Below are 23,377 nucleotides of genomic sequence, written 5' to 3'. Positions count from 1 at the left end.
TCCTAAACTAATTAATTACTACCACATTTTAACATGTTATTAAATTAATTCCTCCCTTTTTCATAAAAAGTTACCAAATTATTCACAATTTACAAAATAAAATAATAAACAAAATTACAATTTTATTGATATTATTCAGAAAAATCCATATAATAGAAAAAAGCGTCAGAGGTGATTTTCATGAACGAAAAATCCCACACGGAATTAGTGAAAATGGATGCCATGAAACGCTATCAAAAAAAAGAAAATTTTGTTCAGGACCTCTACATTGAAATGCTCTTATCAGAAATTCAATTAAGGATTGAGAAAGAAAAATTATTATTAAAAATTGATTCAGCCATTGATCGTCGTGACAAAAAGACATTTTTTCATTTAACGAGTAAACTTAAGGAAATAAACAAAAAATTTGGAACTTAAATGTGACCGTCATCGAACGGTTTATTTTTTTATTGAAAAAAGCTTAAGACAAAAATGTCTCAAGCTTTTTCAATTCTAATCGTTACGATGTTTTATTTGGTATTCTTCAAGCCTTGAAATGCGTTCCAGCATCGAAGGATGACTATAGCGGAATATTTTAACTAAGAGTGGAGGATTTACTTGACTTAAACTGATCCTTGATAATTCTTGAAACGAAGAAATAGCGGCATCCGGATTTTTCGTCATTTCAATCGCATATTGATCTGCTCGTGATTCCTGATAACGTGAAACCAAATTAGAGAGCGGACTTGATGCAAACAACAACATGGATATAATCATAAAAAATAATGGTAGTGAACAGATATCCGAAACTTCCTTTGTTTTCAATTCATTTCCCCATCGCTCACAGGCCCAATTCATCAGCCGATATGTCAAGTATAATCCAAATAGTGACAGCAATAAATAGCCAGCAATCCCCCAATAAATATGTTTTTCCACATAATGGGCCATTTCATGAGCCATGATGAATAAGATCTGGTCATCATTCAGCTTATTTAATGTAGTATCCCATAGAACAATCCGAGCATTGGATCCAATTCCCGTGACATATGCATTTAATGCATTCGTTTTTTCCGCCATATTTACCTCGAAAACATGATCAGCAGGAATATCTGCTCGATCAGCCAGTGCTAAAATTTTCGTTTCCAATTCCTTATTTTTCAGTGGATAAAAATCATTATATAACGGATCGATGATTACAGGCTGGATAAACATCATAAATAATGTAAATGGGATGGATAGCAGCCATGCATAAAGCCACCAACGTTTCTTACTTTTTTTCATTAACCAATATAGGACTGGTACGATAATGAGCCACGTTCCATAATTCACCCAAAAATCAATCAGCTCATCCTTCATCCATGATGGAAAGGATTGAGTAGAGATATTATATGATTTTGAAAAGTGATAGCTAATATAACTGATGGGCAAAGTAGTGACAAAAGAAAAAAGAGACAACCAAAAGAGATAAATCGGTGTTTGAAGTATTTTATATTTAGCTGAATCATCTGCCCACCGCTTAAATATTTTTGATAATCCAAATAATAATATTAGAAAATAAATAAGCCATTCAAGCGGTGTAGAAAGGAAAAATAAAAGATTTCTTATTTTAGAATATTCCTCGCTTAATTCCAGCTCCCTGCCATTTAAAAACGTTGCTGGATCTGCACTTGTTCCTTGATATTCAAAAGGCAAGACCGGATCAGCCAAATGGAATAAATACCAGTAGAAAAACAATCCATATAAACAATAAGCTAGGACCGCATAGACCCCCATTTTTCTCACCATGTTATGTCCCCCTTTTTGTACAGCCTCTCTATTACATAGTTTAGATGAAAAACGAAGAAATAGAACTCTATATTAAGAAAAGCGGAAGCCCCTGGTCAGTGGCGTATGGCTTCCTCCCAAAAGCTATCGCTTTCGGTCATGCGATGTGAATGCTGCCGAAGTTTTCCTTGTGGAGACTCTCCAACTGAGAGAAAGGAAACACATTGAGCCGAGAATGAATCGATGTCAACGTATCGTAAAGTAGAGAGGACTAGACACAAGATGCTAGGACACTTATGTATTAGCTTATTATCAATGTCAAAAAGAAACATTTTTCAACTCAAGAAAAAAGCCAGTACAATTTGGCTTACAGGAAATAGGAGTAAAGTGTAAGGACAGCAATAGAGCCAATCACAACGAAAATTACATTTGCTCCTAAATAAGAGACAAGAAAAGCAGCACCAGCCCCTAATACCCCATACCAAATATCATCATCTTTAATAAAAAGAATAGCCGGGAAAATTAATGCCCCTAATGTCGCATATGGGACATTTCTCAACACTCCCTGAATAAACGGAGGTAATTCCTTTCCCTTTAATAGGACAAAAGGCAACATCCTAGGAAGATATGTAACGATCGCCATTCCGATAATCATCCAAAAAACGTCACTTCTCATTTACTTCACCTCGTACCCTCTTCTTTATATACTCAATGGATTCTATAAGAATAGCCGATAATAGGGTGGATAACACAATCGACCATCCCTGTGCCATCATTTGTCCCAAAGTGAAAATGGAATTAAAAACAGCCCCAAGAATCGATAAAAGAAATACCTTTGTACTCTTTTTCAAGGATGGAACCAATAATCCGATAAACATCGCATAGAGTGCTACCCCCATACTTTCCTGAAGTGTATGCGGCAAACTTGCCCCAATCAAGTGGCCGACACCAGAAAAAATAACCCAGCTCAAATATGATATAGAGATAAGGCCGAACATATAACCGGTAGAAACCGTCCCATCCTTTGTTGCAGCAACTGAAAAGGTCTCATCCGTAATACCGAATGCGTAAATGATTTTGTTAATTATACGATCCTCTTCTGCCTTTTCATTTAATGTTGCACTCATCAAAAAATGTCTAATATTCACGATAAAGGTGGTTAAAATAATCTCAAAGATTCCAGTCCCATAACTGATAAGGCTTAATGATATATATTGAGATGCCCCCGCAAACACGATCAAACTCATTAAAACCGTTTCATAGATTGATAGCCCTGAAGTTTTAGCAAGGAGTCCAAAAGTTAAAGCAATCGGAAAATATCCAATCCCAATACTGAGACCGCCCTGAACCCCTTTTCGAAACGAAGAAGTGACTTTTCCTATAGCCAAATCCGTCAAGTTGATTCCCCCTTATCTTTGACTCCATATAAAAATGAATTTTAACAAATTTTCAGATAAATAGAAATAAAAATAAACATGATGGATTATCCATCATGTTTATTTCCCTTTAAATACAGGCTCTCTTTTTTCAGCAAAGGCTTGCAATGCTTCCATTCGATCCTCGGTAGGTAGTGTGACTTCATAAGCTTTACGTTCGATTAAAAGACCTGTGTTTAAATCTACATTCATCCCATTTTTCACAGCAAATTTTGCTTGCTGTAAGGCAACAGGTCCATTCTTTAGCATAATCGAACAAAAGGCAAGACATTCATCGAGAAGCTGATCCTGCTCGACAATCTTGGTTAATAAACCATAAGAAAGAGCTTCATTTGCAGTCAACCGGCGAGCAGTTAATATAAGTTCTAATGCCTTTGCCTGACCTATTAACCGTGGGAGACGCTGTGTACCGCCTGCTCCAGGTATAATGGCTAAACTCGTTTCTGTTAATCCCATCAACGCATTACTCGTTGCTATTCGAAAGTCACAAGCCAAAGCTAGCTCCATGCCACCACCGAAAGCAAATCCGTTTATCGCTGCGATAGTCGGCTGTGGCAATTGATCAATCGCATTAAACACCTCATTAATCTTATAAAGATTTCGTTTTACTTGTTCATCGCTTAAACTTTTTCTTTCCTTTAAATCAGCCCCGACACTAAAAGCCCGATCCCCAGCACCTGTAAAAATGACTGCACGAATATCCTTAGACATGCGAATATTTTCTACTGTTTCCTGTAAATCCAGTAGTGTGTCATAATTAAATGCATTCAAACTTTGAGGACGGTTAATAGTCACGATTGCAATATGATTATTCAATTCCAACACAACGGTATCCATTATTCCACTCCTTTCCTATTTTACATTCGAAAAAGCTAAACAAAAAGCCTGCTTTTTAAAAAAAATTTTTAGAAAAAAATGGGTTATACAATTTGCGATACCTTTGCTTTAAGAGCCCTTCTTAAAATTTTTCCAGTAGTATTTTTTGGTAGTTCTTCTAAAAAGAATACGGATGAAGGCACTTTATATTTAGCAAGATGTTCTTTACAATAGCTAATAATATCTACGTCCGTAAGGCTTGGATTTTTGCTAACTACATATGCATGTACTGCCTCCCCTTGATTGGGATCCGGAACACCAAGAACAACTGCTTCCACGATATCTGGATGATCATAAAGAACTTCCTCAACCTCACGAGGATATACATTATATCCCCCAACAATAATCAAGTCCTTTTTTCGATCAACAATATAGAAGTAACCTTCTTCATCCATTCTTGCCATATCACCTGTGTAAAGCCATCCATTCTTGAGCACAGCTGCGGTCTCCTCCGGCATTTTATAGTACCCTTTCATCACGTTAGGACCCCGAACAATCAACTCTCCCACTACACCGTGAGGGACCTCTTCCCCAAGCTCATTGACCACCTTGGTTTCCACATTGATAATTGATGTTCCTATAGAACCCGGCTTGCGCGGTCGATCTAGTGGATTAAAGCAAGTTACCGGTGAAGCTTCAGATAAACCATAACCCTCAGAAATCAGCACATTAAATTTTTTTTCAAAATTATTTAATAAAGATACAGGAAGAGAGGCTCCACCAGAAATACAAAGCCTTAATGTTTTTAAATCCTCAGGATTTCCTTCCGGATATTGATAGAGAAAGTTATACATCGTTGGCACACCAGCAAAAACGGTAGCTTTATAGTTTTTTGCTACTTGAAAGATTTCCTTCGGACTGAACTTTGGAACGATTAATAGTGTTGCTCCTCTTAATAATGGTGCATTAAGGGCAACCGTCAGGCAAAAGACATGGAACATAGGTAAGGTAGTAATAACGCGGTCATCATTGTTCATATTTAAATAATCGCCAACATCCTTGGCATTGCTGTATAAATTTTTATGAGTGAGCATTGCACCTTTTGGTTTGCCAGTAGTACCAGAAGTGTAAAGAATAACAGCCGTATCATCGTCATGAAGAATAGCATCTTGGAAACTTAGATCCCCCGAAGATATCACGTCTGTAAACGATTTCAATTTGGGGTATACGGAAAGATTGGCCATACCTTTCTGATTTAATCCATTATGTTCTGTTTCACAGATAATATAACGCTCCACGGTTGGTAGGAGTGTATGCACCTTTTCGGCTAATGGGATCATCATGTCCAATCCAACAACGACCTTGACATCTCCATTATTGAGGATATACCCAATTTCATCTGCGGTGTAAATTGGATTCACCGGGATAACAGTTGCCCCTAATCTTAAAGCCCCATAAAAACTAATGATAAATTGCGGAGAATTCCCTAAAAGCAGTGCAATATGATCTCCTTGTTTTACTCCTAATTTTGCAAGACCGGAAGCAAACTTTGTAATTGCCTCATCCAACTCAGCATATGTACTAGATTGTCCCATAAAGTAATATGCGACTTTTTCGGCAGAAACCTTGGCAGTATCGCGAAGCTGTGAGGATAGGTTCATTTTACTCCTCCTTTTATGAATGAATAATCATTCATATATTTATTTCAATTTTCTAAATATATTATATTGAAAGACTTTTTGGTGCACAAGTGTAATTTATAAAAATTCTGAAAAATATCCTTGCATAAAAAGCATTTAGGCTCTCCTCAACCAAAAGCGATCACGTTTGATCCATATACGCTACCGAACCCTCCTCTTATGGTATACTTCCACGAAGAAAAGGAATTGAAGAGCTAGAAGAGATAATGTTGCCGAATCGTGCGGAGGAGTGTAATGGACGTAAACCTCCAGACTAATCTCAAAATCTAAATATATTTTTCCAACTAATAAATAAAGCACCTTTAAAAAGGTGCTTTTAAACTATTCATTAATATAGCAAGGAAATAAATTCATCTTTTGAAATATTTCCAAAATAATGGTGTGTATTCAAATCAGCCAATGCCTTTTCAATTTCATTTTTCTCATAACGAATGCCTATAAGTTTCTCCTCTATTTCTCCAACATCACCGACACCAAAAAAGTCCCCGTAAATTTTACAATTTTCAATCATCCCTTTATTTACATCGAGCCGAACATCAATCGAACCTGCAGGGAAACGCTGTGAATGCTGTAAGTTAAATTTAGGAGATTTGCCATAATTCCACTCCCAATTTTGGTACCTTTCCTTTGAAAGTTGGTGGATTTTCTCCCAATCTTCCTCAGTTAAAACATATTCCTGCACTTGCTCCTGCCCGTCAAAAATAAATTTTAATAGTAACGAGCGGAATTGTTCGATAGAAATTTTTTCCTCTAAAAACTCTGAAATATTGGCTACCCTACTTCTAACAGATTTAATCCCCTTAGATTCAATTTTATCTTTTTTCACCTTTAAGGCTGATACCACATTTTCAATCTCCGAATCAAATAATAATGTTCCATGGCTGAACATTCGGCCTTTTGTTGAAAATTGGGCATTACCTGAAATTTTCCTTCCATCTACTTCTATATCATTACGGCCACTCAACTCAGCATTGACACCCAACTTTTTTAATGCAGCAATAACAGGTTCCGTGAATTTTCGGAAATTGTGAAAACTATCCCCATCATCTTTTGTAATAAAACTAAAATTTAAATTTCCTAAATCATGATAAACAGCTCCCCCACCTGAAAGTCTTCTTACAACATGTATTCCATTTTTCTCAACATACTCCGTATTGATTTCTTCAATGGTGTTTTGATTTTTCCCAATAATGATAGACGGTTCATTTATGTAAAATAATAAGTACGTTTCATTTATATCAAGATTTTTTAAAGCATATTCCTCAATCGCTAAATTTATCCGGGGGTCAGTTATTCCTTTATTATCAATAAATAACATGCTTAAAAGGCCTCCTTTAAAGTACTACCGTCAAAAATTCGTCGGCAAGCTTTATTATACCAGTAAACTCTCTAGATGCCTCGTAAAGCAAATCAGAAAGATTACCATAGTGAGGTAGGTGAGTAAGAATTAATTGATGGACAGCTGCTTGTTGAGCAAACTGACCAGCCTCTATACTGTTCATATGACCTGCCGACTTCCCATCTTGCCCTCCATAAAAATTACATTCACAAAGTAAAACATCTGCTCCTATGCTAAATCCAATAAATTCTTCTTTAAAGGCACTATCCGCGGTATAGACTAACTTTTTTCCACCTGCTTCTATTTTCATTGCATAACAAGGTACAGGATGGTCAGTTTTTAAAAAGGAAATATTAAAAGGTCCAACAGTTAAAAGCTGACTCGGATCATAGGCCACTCCTTTAGTAATATTCTTATAAGTCAATTTCGAAAATTCTTGTTTATTAAATGAATGACCATAGATCGGTAAAGTTGGAACTTCTTTCCCTAAGAACCCCTGGATAAGCCTAGCATGCTGCAATACTCCAATATCAGCAATATGATCTGGATGATAATGCGAGAGAATTACTGCATCCAATTCTTCTGGAGCTAAAACATTTTGTAATTTAGATAGGACCCCACTTCCACAATCAATTAACAACTGAAATCCTTCATGTTCCAGTAAGTATCCTGCGCTTGCTGCATTTTTCTTGGGATAGCCGCCCCAGAATCCGATAACCGTTAATTTCATGATCTATTACCTCCCATTCTTTATTTATTACTATTTCCAATTGACATACTTTCTCTATTATTAATACAGAAAAAACCAGCCAAATCAAACGATTATAGCTGGTTTTTTCATATCATTCATTCACTTGTAACTTGTATGATTGACGATATTTAATCGTGAAATAAATAATGGTTAGAATGGCAAACAATAAGATATAGCTTAATAAAATGAAACTATTATGCCACATGAAACTGTAGTCTCCACTTGAGATTACCGCTTTAAAGCCAAAGACTGTATATGTCATTGGTAGATATGCATTAAAATGCTGTAAAAATTCCGGAATTAATTCAAGTGGAAATGTTCCAGCACTTGTTGTTAATTGGAAAATCAAAATGATGATAGCGATAAAGCGACCCGCATCCGCAAAGGTTGTTACTAAAAATTGAACAAGAGCAATAAATGTCAAGCTTGTTAATATAGAAAAGAAAATAAACTTAGGTGTACTTTGGACATGCAAGTCTAATCCGAATAAAAGAATTGCGTCAGCCAATAATGCTTGAACAACCCCAACACCCGCCATCGTCAAAAACTTCCCTGCAAACCAGTGGAATCCGCTTGAAGGCTTCACAACTGTATCACGCATTGGGAAAACAATAGATAACAGTAAGGCACCGACAAATAAGCCTAATGATAAGAAATAAGGTGCAAATCCAGTACCATAGTTAGGAACTGGGTTTAGTTTTTCATCAGCTAGTTTGACTGGTTTTGCCATCATATCATATGTTTTGTCTGTTGCATGAACTTTGGATGCTTCAGTTGCTCCTTCTGACAACTTATTAGCTAATTCCTTCGTTCCATCTGTAAGTGTATTTGATCCTTCTTTAAGCTGTTCTGATCCAGCTGCTAATTTTCCTGTCCCTTCTGTTAATTGATCTGTTCCATTAGAGAGCTGGTTTAAGCCAGAAGATAGTTCCGTTGCTCCATTATTTAATGCTGTTGCTCCCTCATATAACAGATGAATTCCATTCTGTAGTGTTTTTTGATTTTCATTGATAGTCCCAATACCACTGATTAATTGGTCAAAATAAGGATTTGTTTTATTCTCTATTTTCTTTTCCAATCCGTTTGAAGCACCACTGAGCTGACTATTTAACCCTGTTTTAAATTGATTAAAACCTTCATCTAATTTAGAATCAAGTTTAGTTAAAATTTGTTGTTGCAGCTGTTCTTTAGATGGTGCATTTTGTTGCATTTGTGTCATTATTCCACTCACAAGCTGTGGTGATACACCATTTTGAATTAATGCATTTGAAAGCTGCTCCATTTTTGCGGTTTGCTCATCTATTAATTGTTCTGCAATTTGTGCTGATAATGATGTTGATAATTGAGATTGAAACTGATCAATTCCCTTATTTAATCGACCTATATTTCCAGTTAATTGTTTCTCGATTTCAGAAGCAATTCCAGCAGGAAGTTCATGTTTTAACTGTTCTAAACCAGAATACACTTGGTTCGTTCCCTCAATTAACAATGGAAGGTTATTATCTACCTTACCTAAACCTTTTTTTATTTCCAAAGTTCCAGCTGTGAGTTTTTGTGAACCTATAGCCGCCTCTTTGGAACCTTCACGAAATTGAATGGATTTTTCCGCTAAAGTGGCAAGGCCTTTATTTAATTCTTTTGTTCCTTCATTTAATGCCACTGTCCCATCGCTTAATTTTTCAGCACCTTCACTTGCCTTCTCAACTCCATCAGCAAGCTCAGATATTTTCTCAAACATGGTTTCCGCATATGTCTCCGTTACTTTTTCAGATACGGCAGTTTTAATTTTCTCAACTGCTGTTCCCCCGATTTGAGAAGATAAAAAGTTAAAGCTTTCATTCGGAATATATTTTAATTCCAGCTTTTTTGGATCATCATCTAATAATGTCGTTGCATTTTTAGAAAAATCTTTTGGAATTTCAATGAGCATGTAGTATTTTTGGTTTTTTAACTGATTATACGCTTTTTGTTTGTCAACTTTTTCAAAACCAAAGTCTTTGCTTTTCTCCAATTTTGTTACAAGGTCATTCCCAAGATGTAATTGATCTCCTTCAAATTCAGCTCCCTGGTCCTCATTAACTATTGCAACGGGAAGTTTACTTAAATTTGCATAAGGATCCCAAAAAGCCCAAAGAAACATGCCTGCATATAACACTGGAACAAACATAACTGCAATGATTGGGATTAAAACCTTTTTATTTTTTAAAATGGCAGAAAGCTCTTTTTTAAAGAAATGATTTTTCATCCTTCATGCCTCCTTTTATAAAAATTGACTATTTTATTCATTTGGTCAATAAACTCCAAAAAAATAACCCCCAAAATATATATAAAACAAAATGACCAAATGGACATTTTAGTCATTTATTTCACCCAATGAGTATACTCGAAATTTTCCTCGTTTGCAAGTAGAAAAGCAAAAAACCATGCCAATAGGCGTATAGCCTGGAGAGCATCAACTGTAATAAAGAAAACACAAAGAGACCAAAGAAGTTTCAATGTTGTCTTATCTTAGGACGGGAAACAAAGACGTCACACCCTCTAGGGTGCTTTTACTGAATCATTTTTTAAGTCAAATTAAATGAAAAAAGAAGCTGTTACATTGTAACAGCTTCTTTTACGTTTAAATATTCTAAAACTCCTTTAACAGCAGCTTCTCCCTGATCAATACAATCAGGTACGCCTACTCCACCATAAGAAGCACCAGCCAGAAATACACCGGGAAGCTCTTGTCCCATTTTTTCCAAAATCGTTGCAAGACGCTGTTTGTGGCCAACTGTATATTGTGGCATGGCATTTTTCCATCGTGAAATGATCGAAAAATCGGGATTCATCGTGATATCCATTGTTTTCTTCAGATCATCCAGAACAATTTTATTAATTTGGTCATCGGAAAGATCGACAATGGTCTCATCACCGGCCCTACCTACATAACAACGAAGTAATACTTTTCCTTCTGGCGTAGAATGCGCCCATTTTTTATGTGTCCAAGTACATGCAGTAATGGAATAATCACTATTTCTAGATACGACAAATCCAGTTCCATCAATATCCTTCTTAATGGCTTCCTTCGGAAAAGCCATTGCAACTGTAGCAACAGATGTAGATGGTACCGCTTTTAATGGATCAAAAAAACGATAATCAGAAAACATAGACTGAGTGATTTGGTGCGGAGTAGCGGCGATAACGCAGTCTGCCGTCATTTCTTCTCCGTTATTAAGGAAAATTCTATATTTACCATTAGTTCTTGTAATCTTCTCAACTCTATGTCCTTTTAAAATAGAATGAGGATCAAGCTTTGCTTCTATTGCTTCGGCAAATGACTGTAATCCCGTTTTAAAGGTCAGGAAAGCCCCTTTGGTCGGTTTATTTTGTACAGGCTGCTTTGCCTGATTAGGGGTAGATTTTTTCATACCAATAATTAAACTACGATACTTTTGTTCTACCTCATAAAATTGGGGAAATGTTGACATTAAACTGAGTTGATCAATGTCCCCTGCATAGATACCTGACAATAAAGGTTCGATTAAATTTTCAACGACCTCGTTACCTAATCTTCTGCGGAAAAATTGTCCCAAAGCTTGGTCTTTTCCAGCTTCTGAACGGGGAAGTAGAAAATCTGCTGCTGCTCTCAGCTTACCAGGAATTGAAAAAAGACCAGTAGTGATAAAAGGACCAATTTCCGTCGGGATCCCCATGATAGATCCACCAGGCATCGGATGAAGTTTATTATTAACCAATACATACGATTTACCTGTAGAATTATGAACTAATTGATCATCCATCCCAACTTCTTTAGCCAATCTAATCATACTAGTTTTTCTAGCTAAAAAAGAATCAGGTCCCCGCTCAATCGTAAAACCGTCCCTTCTGACAGTTTGTAATTTCCCGCCGAGACGGTGAGACGCTTCAATTAGTTGAATATCGATCGGAAGTTGATTTTCCTTTATTTTTTTTTGCAAATAAAAGGCTGAGGTCAGTCCGGCAATTCCTCCCCCAATGATAACAACTTTCTGTTTTTCTTCCGCCACGGAAGTCACCCTCTTTCATTACCTGAGTTTCCTTTACTGTATTGCTTTTAATACAACAGACGCCAATGCATCAATAAACTCTTCTTTGGCATTTGGCATTTCCGGGCGATAATAGCTGGCACCAATTTCATCCGTTACAGCCTTACATTCAATATCATTATCATATAGTACTTCAAGATGATCAGACACAAATCCCACTGGTGCATAGACAAATGCTTGATATTGATGTTTATTATATAAATCTCTTGTTAAATCTTGTACATCAGGTCCTAACCATGGCTCAGGAGTATTGCCGGCACTTTGCCAACCAATCACATAATTTTTTACACCCGCTTGTTTAGCAATTAATGTTGCTGTATCCTGTAGCTCTTGTGGATATGGATCTCCAAACTGCAATATTTTCTCTGGCAAACTATGTGCAGAAACAATAAGAACCGATGATTGCTTCTCTTCTTCAGGCATACGATCAAAAATTCTTTTGACTTGATCCGCCCAATATTTAATAAATTTCGGCTCTTTATACCAACTCTCAATGGTTATTATTTTAGGCCCACCAAGCTTTTCTGCTTCCTGTACTGCTCTTCCATTATACGATTTAACACTAAATGTAGAAAAATGTGGTGCTAGTACAATACTAACGGCTTCTGTAATACCATCTTCATGCATCTGCTTAACAGCATCCTCGATAAATGGGTCAATATGTTTTAATCCGAGATACATTTTAAATTCGATCTGATCTTGAATCTTATTTAAATGTTCTTCCAGTTTTTCTGCTTGTGCAAGGGTAATTTTAGCAAGCGGTGAAATTCCCCCAATTGCTTGGTAACGATTTCGGAGATCCTCCAACATTTCCGTAGTTGGCTTTCGCCCATGTCGAATATGAGTATAATACCGTTCCAGATCATCTAAAGTATAAGGTGTGCCGTATGCCATAACGAGCAAACCCATTTTCTTTTTTTTCATATGTACACCTCTTTAAATAATTCCATTTTCCCTATCAAATTAGGGACAGGGCCATAAAGATAAAGCAATGATCCTGCCTCCTTTATGCCCCTTTTTTCACAGCTTATTATATTGTGCCAAAAATCCTAAATATTTACCAAGCAAGTTGCTTCAATCACAGATTTTAACGCTTTTTCTGTGATAAAGAATATTCATGGATAAAGGCTGTTAATCTCTTTAATGTTTCTGGATTAACAGATGGAAATACTCCGTGCCCTAAATTGAAGATATAGCCATTCTGAGCCATACCTTGATCTAAAATGGCCTTGGCGCGTTCCTCCACAACTTCCCAAGGAGCTAACAAAATGGCTGGATCCATGTTACCTTGAATGGTTTTGTGTATCCCTAGTTCCCTTGCCTGTTTAATTGGAAGTCTCCAGTCTAGTCCAACGACATCAAGTGGTAAATCATTCCATTCTAATGCTAGGTGGCTAGCTCCCACTCCAAACATGATCAATGGAACATTTTCTTCTCTCAATGCAGAAAAAATTCGATTCATAATTGGCTTAATATAATACCGATAATCTTCTACATTTAACGCTCCAACCCATGAATCAAAAATTTGAATCGCACTGGCACCAGCATTAATTTGTGCTTTCACATATGTAATAATCATATCTCCGAGCTTATCCATTAGAGCAAACCATGCTTTCGGCTCTGCATACATAAATGCCTTGGTTTTATTGTAATTTTTGGAAGGGCCGCCTTCAATCATGTAACTAGCCAGTGTAAACGGCGCACCAGAAAAGCCAATTAATGGTACCGATAATTGCTCCTCTGTCAATAGTTTAATTGTATCTAATACAAAAGGGATATCCTCTTCAGGATTAATTTCTCCAAGCTTTTCAACATCTGCCAGTGAACGAATGGGATTGTCAATCACAGGACCTACACCAGACTTAATGTCTACATGAACGCCCATTGCAGGAAGCGGTGTCATAATATCTTTGTATAAAATCGCTGCATCTACGTTATACTGTTCTACAGGCAAACGTGTTACATAAGCGCATAATTCAGGTTGATGAGTAATTTCAAATAAAGAATACTTTTCTTTAATCTCTCTATATTCTGGTTGTGAACGTCCTGCCTGACGCATATACCAAACAGGAACGTAGTCTGTTATCTCTCCGCGCGCAGCTCTCAAAAATGTGTCGTTTATTTGCTTTTTCATAAAATGAATTTCCACCTTTCAAAGACATGTCTGATTCCCATTGTAATATATAAAGGACAAATTTAAAAACTTTCAAGTAGGTAGACAGTTTCACTATATCGGTTATTATTGTATAAGTATAGACAGCTGTATGAACTGTCATAAAAAATTCGAATTTATGTTTGTAAAATTTGTCATTCTGTGTGTTTTGCACGGTTATCTGCTAAAACCCTAAATAGTATCTTTGTCCAAAGAAGAGAGAGGAATAAATTTAATAAAAAGAATAGTAACTTATGCTCCATTTTTTGAAAAAAGAAAAACGCCTTAGCGTCATAACATCTTCGCTGGTATCCCCAACGGATTTGGAGCCTCCCGGTGATCCCGACTACTGAACCTTTTCGACAATATTGGCACGTATTTTCAGATGCTTTTCATCTTGTGTTTTTTAATCTTTCTTTAATATTTCCGCTTCTCCATTCATCGTTGCAGCCAACTCCTTAGCAAAAGTAAAATCTACATCAGATAACTTAATCAGTTTTAAAATATTGAAGAATTACTTTCAATGGCGGAATGTCAACGGTCTTATTGACTTTCTTAAACTTCTTAAATTCAGCCTTTCCAGCTTCGGTTTTACTGTTTGGCCAACTTCGTCCATTTTAGGCTCGGAAACTTATTCTTTTTGTCCCCTGGCTTTGGTTCTTACTGTGGCTCACTGCCGTACTTGATTCTTCAGAACCGCCGCAGCTTAGTAAGGAAAGAGCCTGCTAACAAAGCTAGAACTATAAATTTTGAAAAACCTCTGCATTTTGAAATGCCCCAAAAAAATTTATCTATACTCCATAATAATTTCATTAAAACTTTAAAAATCCACCAGAAACGACACTTATAAAACCCAAGGGCATGATAAAATATAAAACAAAAGGGAGAAACTAGACTTAATCTTAGGTCTAGTCTCCCCCTTTTGTTTTAAAATTTCTCTTCATTGCACCTGCTATATAGAGAGTCCAAATCTGCATTCGAAGAAGTTAACTCACCCTTTAGTTCTCTCAAAAACAAGTTCGTAGTAAGAGGCCACACCATTAATAGTAAGATCAGGTGTTAGCATTTGCACAAACCTCCAACCTTCTCTAGCATGTTCTTTGATGACCTCCTTATAATTTTCCTTCGGTTTTCCAGATAACTTGCCGAATTCTATTTTTACAAACTTATATTCGTACATTTATTTCCTCCTGTTTACTTTAATTAATATTCATTGTTGCATATACTGTCTTTTTCTTTCGGGTATATTTGCTTTCTCTAATATACTATTTTTGATAACCCATATCTCATCAACTATTTCATCCAATTCATCAATATCGTGAGTAGTTATCAAAATCGTTAGTTTATGTTCCTTTGATAATTGAAGTAAGATGGATTTAAGCCGCTGAACACTTTCTTCATCAAGTCCATTGGTTGGTTCGTCCAAAAGTAGCAATTTTCCAGCCATTAATATTGCAATAATCAAAGAAACCTTTTGCTTAGTGCCTAAAGAATAGGTTTTTACTTTCTTGTCAACGAATGCTTCTAGCTGAAATACTTTTATTAACCATTCAGGCTCAAGAATGGTTGTTGCAAGATCGGATGTGAAAATACTGATGTTTTGTCTCCCAGAAAGAAAAGGATATAATTTAGGACTCTCCAAATGAATTCCAACGGGAGAGTAGTCACTAGGAAATAAATCAATCCTATGTTTTCCGTCATCCACTTCTAGTCCGCTTATTAATTTCAAAAGTGTCGTCTTCCCTGATCCATTTTTTCCCAAAATCCCATATATTTTTCCAGGCTCTAAATCCAAATTTAGGTTTTTAAATATGATATTACTTTTATTTCGCTTGTTCAAATTCCTTATTTTAATATTCAAATTAACCTCCCCTTTTTGCGGGTAAAAGTATAAAAAGCCATGAGGACAATCAGCAGCAAATATACAAAATAGATTAAAAGAGTAAACGGAAATGAAAAGCCTCGGTCTATTCCTTTAGACGGCAAATCAAAAAAGTAGGAAATATCAATATGATTCAAAACGATAAACTTCGAAAACGAAAACTTATTCAGTACACTATAAACACCGATTTTGGCCATTTCGACAATAAAAAAAATGGAAAGAACGAAGACATAATTATTGACTAACAAGGCAAATAGAATTCCTAAGGAAACATAGAAAATAGCTGTGTATGATTTCGTGAGTAACAGTAGAATAGCATTGAAAATCATTTCTTTTTCGCCACCATATATAGATAGCGCAATAATACTAGTGAATAAAATAATATACACATTACTAGTTAAAACAAAACTATAAGCAGCCGTAAATTTATAAGTAAGTATCTTTAACGAGGGTACTTTTTTTACAAAAGAATACATGAAAACGCCATTTCTTTTATCATTAATGATGGAAGAGGCTGAACAATAAATGAAATATACCAACGATAAAAAAGTGATGGAATCCGCTGCGAAGTTTTGGTAAATCAAGCCTTCTGAACTTACTCCCAATACATCTTTTACAGATGATATATTTTCTCCGGAAAGGATAAAATACTGCATCATACACCCAACAAAAATAAAGGCTGTCAATATGAGGAATGGTTTATGGCGATAAAAGTAAAGCTTAAATTCATTAATCATTTGTATCTCCTACTCGTTAATAGTTTTCCAAATTTACAAGTTAAATTAGATTAACCAGTAGTACTAATAAATTTATAATTGTTAGGATTACCCACATTACCAGAGCTTTTTTCGCTTCTATAAACCGCTTTTTAACAATAATGAAAATATAAACAAGATTGACTAACAACGTCGAGCCAACTTTAAAGTATAGGTTTGTGACTATATCATAAAGACTTAGAGTGTCCATAAAATTTATTGCAATTATAGTAACAGAAAACGGTAAATACCCAATGATCAAATAATAAAAACTAGTAATTATCGAAGGATATTTATCGCTTTTAAACAGCAATAAAATGAACCGGTAAATAAACCCTTGGAATAACAGAAAAAAAACAGAAAAAAACATAATAACAAAGTTCAAAAACACAAACATTATTTCTTTTGTTTTGAATATATTATTCTGACTTATGAAATCCCCTTCTAACTGAATAAGCTCCTGACTTACAAATTGGACAGATAATAAATACCATAACGTAAATAATAGAAGTAATACTTTTTCTTGACTTTTTAACTTAACCACTTTGATCCCCCTAGTAATTTAAAAACATTGTACTCAATTATGGCGGCAACTAAATATATAAGGATAAGGCCCCCGACAAATTTAAGAACCCATAAAAGCAGATCGACTTTAACCCGCTTTTTAAAAAGTTCCTTATAAAAGATAAACATCCTTTTAGAGGCTATAATACAGACAATCCATCCAAATATTTCTATTGGTGTGTGAAAAATAAGTGTCATAAAAGTTTTATATGCCCCAAATAACTGAATGGCAAAAAAGATGTTAAGGCCTAAAAAGAATCCATTGAATAAAATAATTGGATAAGAAACTAAGCTTGTAAAAAGAACTAATACTATTCCGATGATTAAGTTGTTCAAAAATATGTCTATCAAATTGATATTTTCCCTATTTATCGACAGGTCAATATCTAAAAGTGAACCAAAGAATACGCCTAAAATGATGGATAGTAATAGGAAGAGTGAGATCTTGTAAATTTCAGTAATTTTTATTTTATATGTAGAGACCAATTTTAAGCCTCCTGTTCTAAGTCTAAATATGTATAAAGCATTTCCCTGTAAGTGTCCATGCTACTATTGTCAATTTCAATGATGGTATTTTTATTTTTCATTACAATACATTTGTTTGTGTAGGTTTCAATATCTGTAAAATTATGGGTTGTAATAATTATTGTAAAACGATATTTATTGTCCCGGAGCAGTGTCTTAAAAAATCTTTCAGATTTGTAGTCCAAGCCATTAAATGGTTCATCAAAAATCAGTACGTCAGCATTCGATAGAAATCCTGTTAGGATTATTAATTTTTGCTTTTGCCCTAACGAAAGCCCTTTTAGTTTTGTATTCAGGAAACTTGATATATTCATTGGCTCAAAGTCAGAGAGTATTGTACGAACTTCAAGTTTTGTTTTATTGTTATAATCGGCGATTAAGCTAATAAATTCTTTTGCAGTCAATTCATCAAAAACTAAATACTCGAGATCCAGATAAACAACTTTTTTTTCAAGTAATAGTTTTTTCACAGATTCATTTTTGCTTTGCAGTATGCCGGCTAACAACTGTACTGTAGTGGTTTTCCCGACCCCGTTCGGTCCGACAATAGCCGTAACCTCCTCTTCCGGTATTGTAAAAGATAGATGTTCCAAAATTATATTTTCGTCAATTGAGTAGTCCAAGTCCTTTATGTACAGCATGCCGATACCTCACTTAAATAAATCTTCAAAGAAACTTCGTCTCCAAATATGAGCAACCAATGATACGCAGGCAAATAAAAGGAACAAAATAATAAGGATATTGATTCCCATTATAGTAGAAGGCGATTGTTTACTCTTCACAATAAAACTGATCAGTGCCACCGGAATAAATGCAATAAGTAATACACTAGAGAGCCCTTTTTTTGAGTGAATAAACAAATTAGGTAACTCTTGATTCTTCACTACTTTTCTCGTAATATGAGTGACTAGTTCATCTAACTGAATATCAAGAACGTACAAACATAATAGAATAGTAAAAAAAATATGGTCTTGCTGTATTAACAAATAGAATAAATGAATAAGCAGTACTGGTAATAGGAACAGGTAATTATTAATACGGATATCTTTTATTATCGTTTTCTGTAGTTGGCGGTCGAGAATCTTCAAATAAAATAGGAAGTATCCGTAGGTTTCGATTGTCAGGAAATTAACAAACCTAACTTTAATCCATAAAGAAATTAATAAAAAAGACATCAAAACCAATGGACTTTGAACCTGCTCGAATATTTCAAATGTTTGACTCAAGATCAATAGGACAACAAGAAAGATGACTGAAAAACAAATCGATTTTATATAAGATCTGTAATGGGCATTTTTAAATTTGTAATTGGTCTGTTTGACCTTTTGGAATAAATTTCGTGTAAAGAAGAGTACCAAAACTGCAAGACCTATCATAAGAATAGTGTGATGGATTTGCTCGTTAGTGACTTGCAGGTTGATATCAAATCTTTTCAATAGCTCCTTTGATAGCGAGAAAAAAATGATGACGAAGCTCCCAACTAAACATCCATTCATAATAAATTTTGTATATTTATATAACAATAATTTTGCATATAAGAAGGCGAAAAGGATACCACAGCTTAATAGGAATAAAGAGATAAATATTCCGAGATGGAAAAGTTTTAGGTAAATTAATTGAATGAATAGCAAAGTGAAAAAGTGTTTGAAATTACTGCATAGTATATAAAACATCGATGGCAAAATGCCATAGATCATATGAATTTTGAATGGAAATGAAAACCTATATATATTCGTTAAAATTATGATTTCTATAAAAAATTTTAACATTATCAATTCTATTCTAAAATCAGCAGTGAATCGATTTACAAACTGATTCTCTTGAAAGTTTACAATCAAAAGGATTAAAATTAAGAATAGTTGGGTAAGAAGGTATATATAAATAACATAAGTACTGATATTCTTGAACTCAGGGAATATTCGTTCTGTTTTTTCATTAATCTGATTTCTGAACACTCTAAATGAATTTGTAAGGATTAGCCAATAAATGTTTTTTTTCATCATAACACCCCAACTTTGAGAAGAAGAACCTGGTCAAGAATGGTCGTTCATGACCAAGTTCTTCAGTGAAAATCAACTTTTTACCATTTAATGAATTGTTTTAATGTTTGTTTCTTGACTGCTGCCCAAATCGCATGAGCAACAACAGCTCCTAACCCAAAGCTAGCCACAATTGATGCAGCAGTTGCTCCCCAACTTACCCACTGTAAGGCAAAATAAATATTAGTGGCTAATCCTTCACTAATTCCAACTGTTACGGCTGCGTAATGGAAATTCATAAATAGCAATGCTGATGCTAGAATCCCCAACGAAACAATTGCAATCATCTTTGAGTCTTTTCTCAAAATTGTTTCCACGTTTTATATTCACCCCATATTCGTTTAATACTGCAAGAACTGTTTTAAAGTATGCTTTTTCACGTATGACCATACTGCTTGAGCTACAAATGCTCCTAGTCCAAAGCTAGCCACAATTGATGCAGCAGTTGCTCCCCATGCTACTGCATTTAAAGCCGTATAGAGCAATGTCGCAGTACTCGCTGATAACCCTAAATTTACTGCTGCAAAATTAAATGCAAACAACATCATAGAAATTAGGGCAAATGTCAGCGTCATACTAACGAAAAGCTTAGCATCCTGTTTTAGTGCTAGATTCCTCATCGTATCCCCCTCCTTCTGTTATGAATCAACTAAATTTTTTCATATTTTTTCTATTATTTCAACTATTTTTTACAATTATGGATATTTTTTACAGTAAATTAGATGGAGATACCAAGAATGTAGTTATATTTGGCCATAGACCATTTCCTTATAGAGGAATACTAGAAGTATTTCTGTATTTTTATATGAATATATTATAATTTAACTAAAAATCCGAGATTCCTTAACCTAAAGAGGTGATTAATAACAGGACTGTGCAATTCAGTGAATACGAAAAATCATTTTGTATATTTACTTAATTAATATATTATTATCCTAGTTTTGTTTAACTTAGTCTCCCTTAATGAAAGGAGCAAAAACGCCTGATTTATCTTTTGCATAGATACTCTATAGAATGGTGATTGAGAAATGTGATAACCTTTGGATATTCTCATTTCTCTTGAAGATCTACCCATCCATTTTTCAAAGAATCTTCCTCTTCATGTCTTCATCAACCTTTCGGCCATATTGAAGTTCAGGCTCCATACTGAATAGCACCAAATTGCTAAGCCAAAATTATTACTAGTCTAAATGAAACAGAAATTAACCAAGGCACCAATTTAATTCATAAATTTACAATTCTGAGTAATATTTCGACATTAAAGTCCATCTTTCCTCCTTTTTTTGGCAAATCTAAACGTTTGATTAAACATAAAAGAGTTAACCTAAATTTTTGATGAGCTAATAGTACAATCCTTTTTTCAGTATCTTTAAGGCGCTTCCCTTGGAAGTTCACTACTATGCCTTGTCTTTTAAGTTTAATTAAAAAGTTTAAAACGTTATAATAATAAGCCATTCTAGCTGATCTTCCCTTTTTGTAGAGCTTCATGCTAAACGCCGCTTGGCAGGAGCTTTAGCTTTTTTCGAAAAGATAAGAAAATATCTTTTTGACTTTGAGAATCTGTCTAACCCCAACGCCCTAGCGACTAATGCCCTTCGGTCTAAGCCCTACGATAAGTCAACATCGAATCGCTTCGCTCATTATGTTTCCTTTTATCTAAGTTGGAGGCCTCCCCAAGGAAGGCTTCGGCAGCATAAGCATCGCACGATCGAAATCGGTAGCTTTTGGGAGGAGCTCATACGCGGCTAATCAGGACGCTTCCGCTTTCCTATTCTCCTTTCACCCTTTTGGGCTATTTTCATATTCTGTATTACATCCATAAAAGGATGAGAAAGGAGTCCATAGTATGATTGTAGAGTTGACTGCTCTTCATTGGATATATGTTGTGTTCATTGTCCTTATTATTGGGTTTATGGTCGCAAGACGTGACACAACTATTGTATGTATTGCGGGCATCTTTTTAATTGCCATTACAGCCACAGGTAGTATTAGCCATTCAGTCAGTAGTATTTTTAATAGTTTTATCTTTGCCATTCAAGAATTATTATCTACGATCCTTGTTATATCCATCATTGTAGCAATGAGTCATACATTAACATCCACCGGGATAAATGATGTGATGATTTCACCATTTCAAAGACTAATTCGCAATCCTTCACTTGCTTATTGGACTATTGGTATCTTAATGATGATCATCTCTTGGTTCTTTTGGCCATCGCCAGCAGTTGCCCTACTTGGAGCCGTTTTATTACCGGTAGCTATTCGTGCTGGCCTTCCAGCACTTGGAGTTGCCATGGCCATGAACCTATTTGGCCACGGTATTGCATTATCAGGTGATTTTGTGATTCAAGCTGCACCAAAATTGACGGCGGATGCAGCAGGATTACCAATTGATGAAGTAATTTCAGCGAGTGTCCCTTTAGTATTTATTATGGGATTAGTAACAACTATAACAGCATACTTTTTCCTTAGACGAGATATGAAGCGAGGAGTATTCAAAGCGATTACATCTAATACCGATCCTCAAGCCAATACATCCCAAAATAAGGCTCTTTTAACACTTGCCCAAAAAAGATTCTTTGCCATTCTCGTCCCGTTATTATTTGCCGCTGATGTTACAGCAATGATTTTACTAGATCTAACCGGCGGGGATGCTACCGCATTAATTGGCGGAACCTCCATTCTCATTCTCCTATTTATCTCATTAACTGGATATAAAGATAAAGGTCTTGAAAAAACAACACAATTTTTAATTGAAGGTTTTCAATTTGGCTTTAAAGTGTTTGGACCAGTAATTCCGATTGCCGCCTTCTTCTATCTTGGAGATGCAGGATTTACGAAAATTATTGGGGAATATTTACCTAGTACTTCCCAAGGGATCGTCAATGATTTGGGGGTTGCCTTAGCCAATATCGTCCCATTGAGCAAAGCAGTGGGAGCCATTACTCTTACAACGGTTGGTGCCATTACAGGGCTTGATGGTTCAGGATTCTCTGGAATCTCCCTAGCTGGCTCGGTTGCCGGACTATTTGCAGTTGCTATAGGAAAAGGTGCGGCTACGTTAACGGCCCTTGGACAAATTGCAGCCATTTGGGTAGGAGGGGGTACACTGGTACCATGGGCATTAATCCCAGCAGCAGCCATCTGTAATGTCGATCCTTTTGAATTGGCAAGAAGAAATCTAGTGCCAGTCATTATTGGCCTAATCATTACGACGATCATAGCCATGTTTTTAATATAGTTTTAGAAAATATAATGACATGGAAAACACTTCAGACCCTTGACAGCATGTTGGAGCTAACATTCTGTCTAGAAATACGTAAATGTTTTCCTATTTTTATATCTTTATTGACAAACTTTTTTGTTGATAGTAAAAAAGATCTTCTTAATCGAAGATCTTTCAGATTGTAGACAAAAGGCATTCCGAATAAGCTTAATTCGAAATGCCTTTTCAAATTTTAAGCAATTTGTGGTCTATATAAACTTTAATTTGACCCCTACGGGGTCAATTATTATACCATTTTTGGACTAGTCCAAGTCCAGTTTGCCAGTTTCTTTAAATTCATTGCAGCAAAAGTAAGCATCGCCTGCATGGACAATTTTTTAAG

General features: G+C 35.4%; 21 protein-coding genes. 2 read left to right on the top strand and 19 right to left on the bottom strand.

Translation table 11 applies throughout. The features are described 5' to 3' along the window. The first annotated feature begins 180 nt into the window (after nt 1-180). A complete protein-coding gene (locus tag G4Z05_RS07965; protein ID WP_163251327.1) occupies nt 181-417 on the top strand; it encodes an IDEAL domain-containing protein in 237 nt (78 codons plus the stop codon). 75 nt (nt 418-492) lie between these two features. Here G4Z05_RS07965 and G4Z05_RS07960 read toward each other — a convergent pair whose 3' ends face one another. From G4Z05_RS07960 to G4Z05_RS07870, 19 genes are all read right to left on the bottom strand, one after another. Next, the gene (locus G4Z05_RS07960) at nt 493-1,764 is read right to left on the bottom strand and encodes a M48 family metallopeptidase (protein ID WP_163251326.1); all 1,272 of its coding nucleotides are present in this window, start codon (nt 1,762-1,764) and stop codon (nt 493-495) included. A 346-nt stretch (nt 1,765-2,110) separates the two neighbouring features. Then, entirely contained in the window at nt 2,111-2,419 is a 309-nt protein-coding gene (locus G4Z05_RS07955; protein WP_163251325.1) for an AzlD domain-containing protein, read from the bottom strand. After that, a complete protein-coding gene (locus G4Z05_RS07950) occupies nt 2,409-3,140 on the bottom strand; it encodes an AzlC family ABC transporter permease (protein WP_163251324.1) in 732 nt (243 codons plus the stop codon). Before G4Z05_RS07950 ends, G4Z05_RS07955 begins: the two co-directional genes overlap by 11 nt. A 99-nt stretch (nt 3,141-3,239) precedes the next feature. Next, nucleotides 3,240-4,016: an enoyl-CoA hydratase-related protein gene (locus tag G4Z05_RS07945; RefSeq protein WP_163251323.1), complete on the bottom strand. Its 777-nt coding sequence runs from the start codon at nt 4,014-4,016 to the stop codon at nt 3,240-3,242. A gap of 83 nt (nt 4,017-4,099) precedes the next feature. Continuing rightward, the gene (locus tag G4Z05_RS07940; protein ID WP_163251322.1) at nt 4,100-5,656 is read right to left on the bottom strand and encodes a fatty acid--CoA ligase family protein; all 1,557 of its coding nucleotides are present in this window, start codon (nt 5,654-5,656) and stop codon (nt 4,100-4,102) included. Nucleotides 5,657-6,023: 367 nt separating this feature from the next. Then, nucleotides 6,024-7,013 carry a lipoate--protein ligase gene (locus tag G4Z05_RS07935; RefSeq protein WP_163251321.1) on the bottom strand — a complete coding sequence of 330 codons (990 nt, stop codon included), beginning with the start codon at nt 7,011-7,013 and terminating at the stop codon, nt 6,024-6,026. A gap of 16 nt (nt 7,014-7,029) precedes the next feature. Then, entirely contained in the window at nt 7,030-7,764 is a 735-nt protein-coding gene (locus G4Z05_RS07930; protein WP_163251320.1) for an MBL fold metallo-hydrolase, read from the bottom strand. Between the two features lie 112 nt (nt 7,765-7,876). Further along, nucleotides 7,877-10,030, bottom strand: coding sequence for a YhgE/Pip domain-containing protein (locus G4Z05_RS07925; RefSeq protein WP_163251319.1), 2,154 nt, complete (start codon nt 10,028-10,030; stop codon nt 7,877-7,879). A 349-nt stretch (nt 10,031-10,379) separates the two neighbouring features. Next, entirely contained in the window at nt 10,380-11,813 is a 1,434-nt protein-coding gene (gene hemY / locus G4Z05_RS07920; protein WP_163251318.1) for a protoporphyrinogen oxidase, read from the bottom strand. A 33-nt stretch (nt 11,814-11,846) separates the two neighbouring features. Beyond that, complete coding sequence (hemH, locus tag G4Z05_RS07915) at nt 11,847-12,776, bottom strand: ferrochelatase (protein ID WP_163251317.1); 930 nt, start codon at nt 12,774-12,776, stop codon at nt 11,847-11,849. A 163-nt stretch (nt 12,777-12,939) separates the two neighbouring features. Beyond that, nucleotides 12,940-13,986: a uroporphyrinogen decarboxylase gene (hemE, locus tag G4Z05_RS07910; protein WP_163251316.1), complete on the bottom strand. Its 1,047-nt coding sequence runs from the start codon at nt 13,984-13,986 to the stop codon at nt 12,940-12,942. 1,009 nt (nt 13,987-14,995) lie between these two features. After that, complete coding sequence (locus tag G4Z05_RS07905) at nt 14,996-15,184, bottom strand: DUF4177 domain-containing protein (protein WP_163251315.1); 189 nt, start codon at nt 15,182-15,184, stop codon at nt 14,996-14,998. Nucleotides 15,185-15,214: 30 nt separating this feature from the next. Further along, nucleotides 15,215-15,865, bottom strand: coding sequence for an ATP-binding cassette domain-containing protein (locus G4Z05_RS07900; protein ID WP_163251314.1), 651 nt, complete (start codon nt 15,863-15,865; stop codon nt 15,215-15,217). After that, on the bottom strand, nt 15,862-16,623 hold the full coding sequence (locus G4Z05_RS07895) for a hypothetical protein (RefSeq protein WP_163251313.1): 762 nt from the start codon (nt 16,621-16,623) through the stop codon (nt 15,862-15,864). The genes G4Z05_RS07900 and G4Z05_RS07895 overlap by 4 nt, the downstream gene beginning before the upstream one ends. Before the next feature lie 549 nt (nt 16,624-17,172). Further along, nucleotides 17,173-17,691: a stage II sporulation protein M gene (locus G4Z05_RS16695; RefSeq protein ID WP_163251312.1), complete on the bottom strand. Its 519-nt coding sequence runs from the start codon at nt 17,689-17,691 to the stop codon at nt 17,173-17,175. 2 nt (nt 17,692-17,693) lie between these two features. Next, nucleotides 17,694-18,371 (bottom strand): ATP-binding cassette domain-containing protein, encoded by a 678-nt coding sequence (locus G4Z05_RS07885; protein WP_163251311.1) that lies wholly within the window; start codon nt 18,369-18,371, stop codon nt 17,694-17,696. Between the two features lie 9 nt (nt 18,372-18,380). Then, the gene (locus tag G4Z05_RS07880; RefSeq protein WP_205597482.1) at nt 18,381-18,914 is read right to left on the bottom strand and encodes a hypothetical protein; all 534 of its coding nucleotides are present in this window, start codon (nt 18,912-18,914) and stop codon (nt 18,381-18,383) included. 896 nt (nt 18,915-19,810) lie between these two features. Then, a complete protein-coding gene (locus tag G4Z05_RS07875) occupies nt 19,811-20,086 on the bottom strand; it encodes a hypothetical protein (protein ID WP_327989887.1) in 276 nt (91 codons plus the stop codon). Nucleotides 20,087-20,110: 24 nt separating this feature from the next. Next, nucleotides 20,111-20,389: a hypothetical protein gene (locus tag G4Z05_RS07870; RefSeq protein WP_163251309.1), complete on the bottom strand. Its 279-nt coding sequence runs from the start codon at nt 20,387-20,389 to the stop codon at nt 20,111-20,113. Between the two features lie 1,226 nt (nt 20,390-21,615). Between G4Z05_RS07870 and G4Z05_RS07865 the strand changes: the two genes are divergently transcribed. Continuing rightward, a complete protein-coding gene (locus tag G4Z05_RS07865; protein WP_163251308.1) occupies nt 21,616-23,010 on the top strand; it encodes a hypothetical protein in 1,395 nt (464 codons plus the stop codon). Nucleotides 23,011-23,377 lie beyond the last annotated feature (367 nt).

It is taken from the genome of Neobacillus thermocopriae (genome assembly GCF_010975035.1).
GTDB classification, from domain to species: domain Bacteria; phylum Bacillota; class Bacilli; order Bacillales; family Cytobacillaceae; genus Neobacillus; species Neobacillus thermocopriae.
Note: the sequence above shows the minus strand (reverse complement) of the source record. Positions and strands in the feature narration are given on the sequence as shown.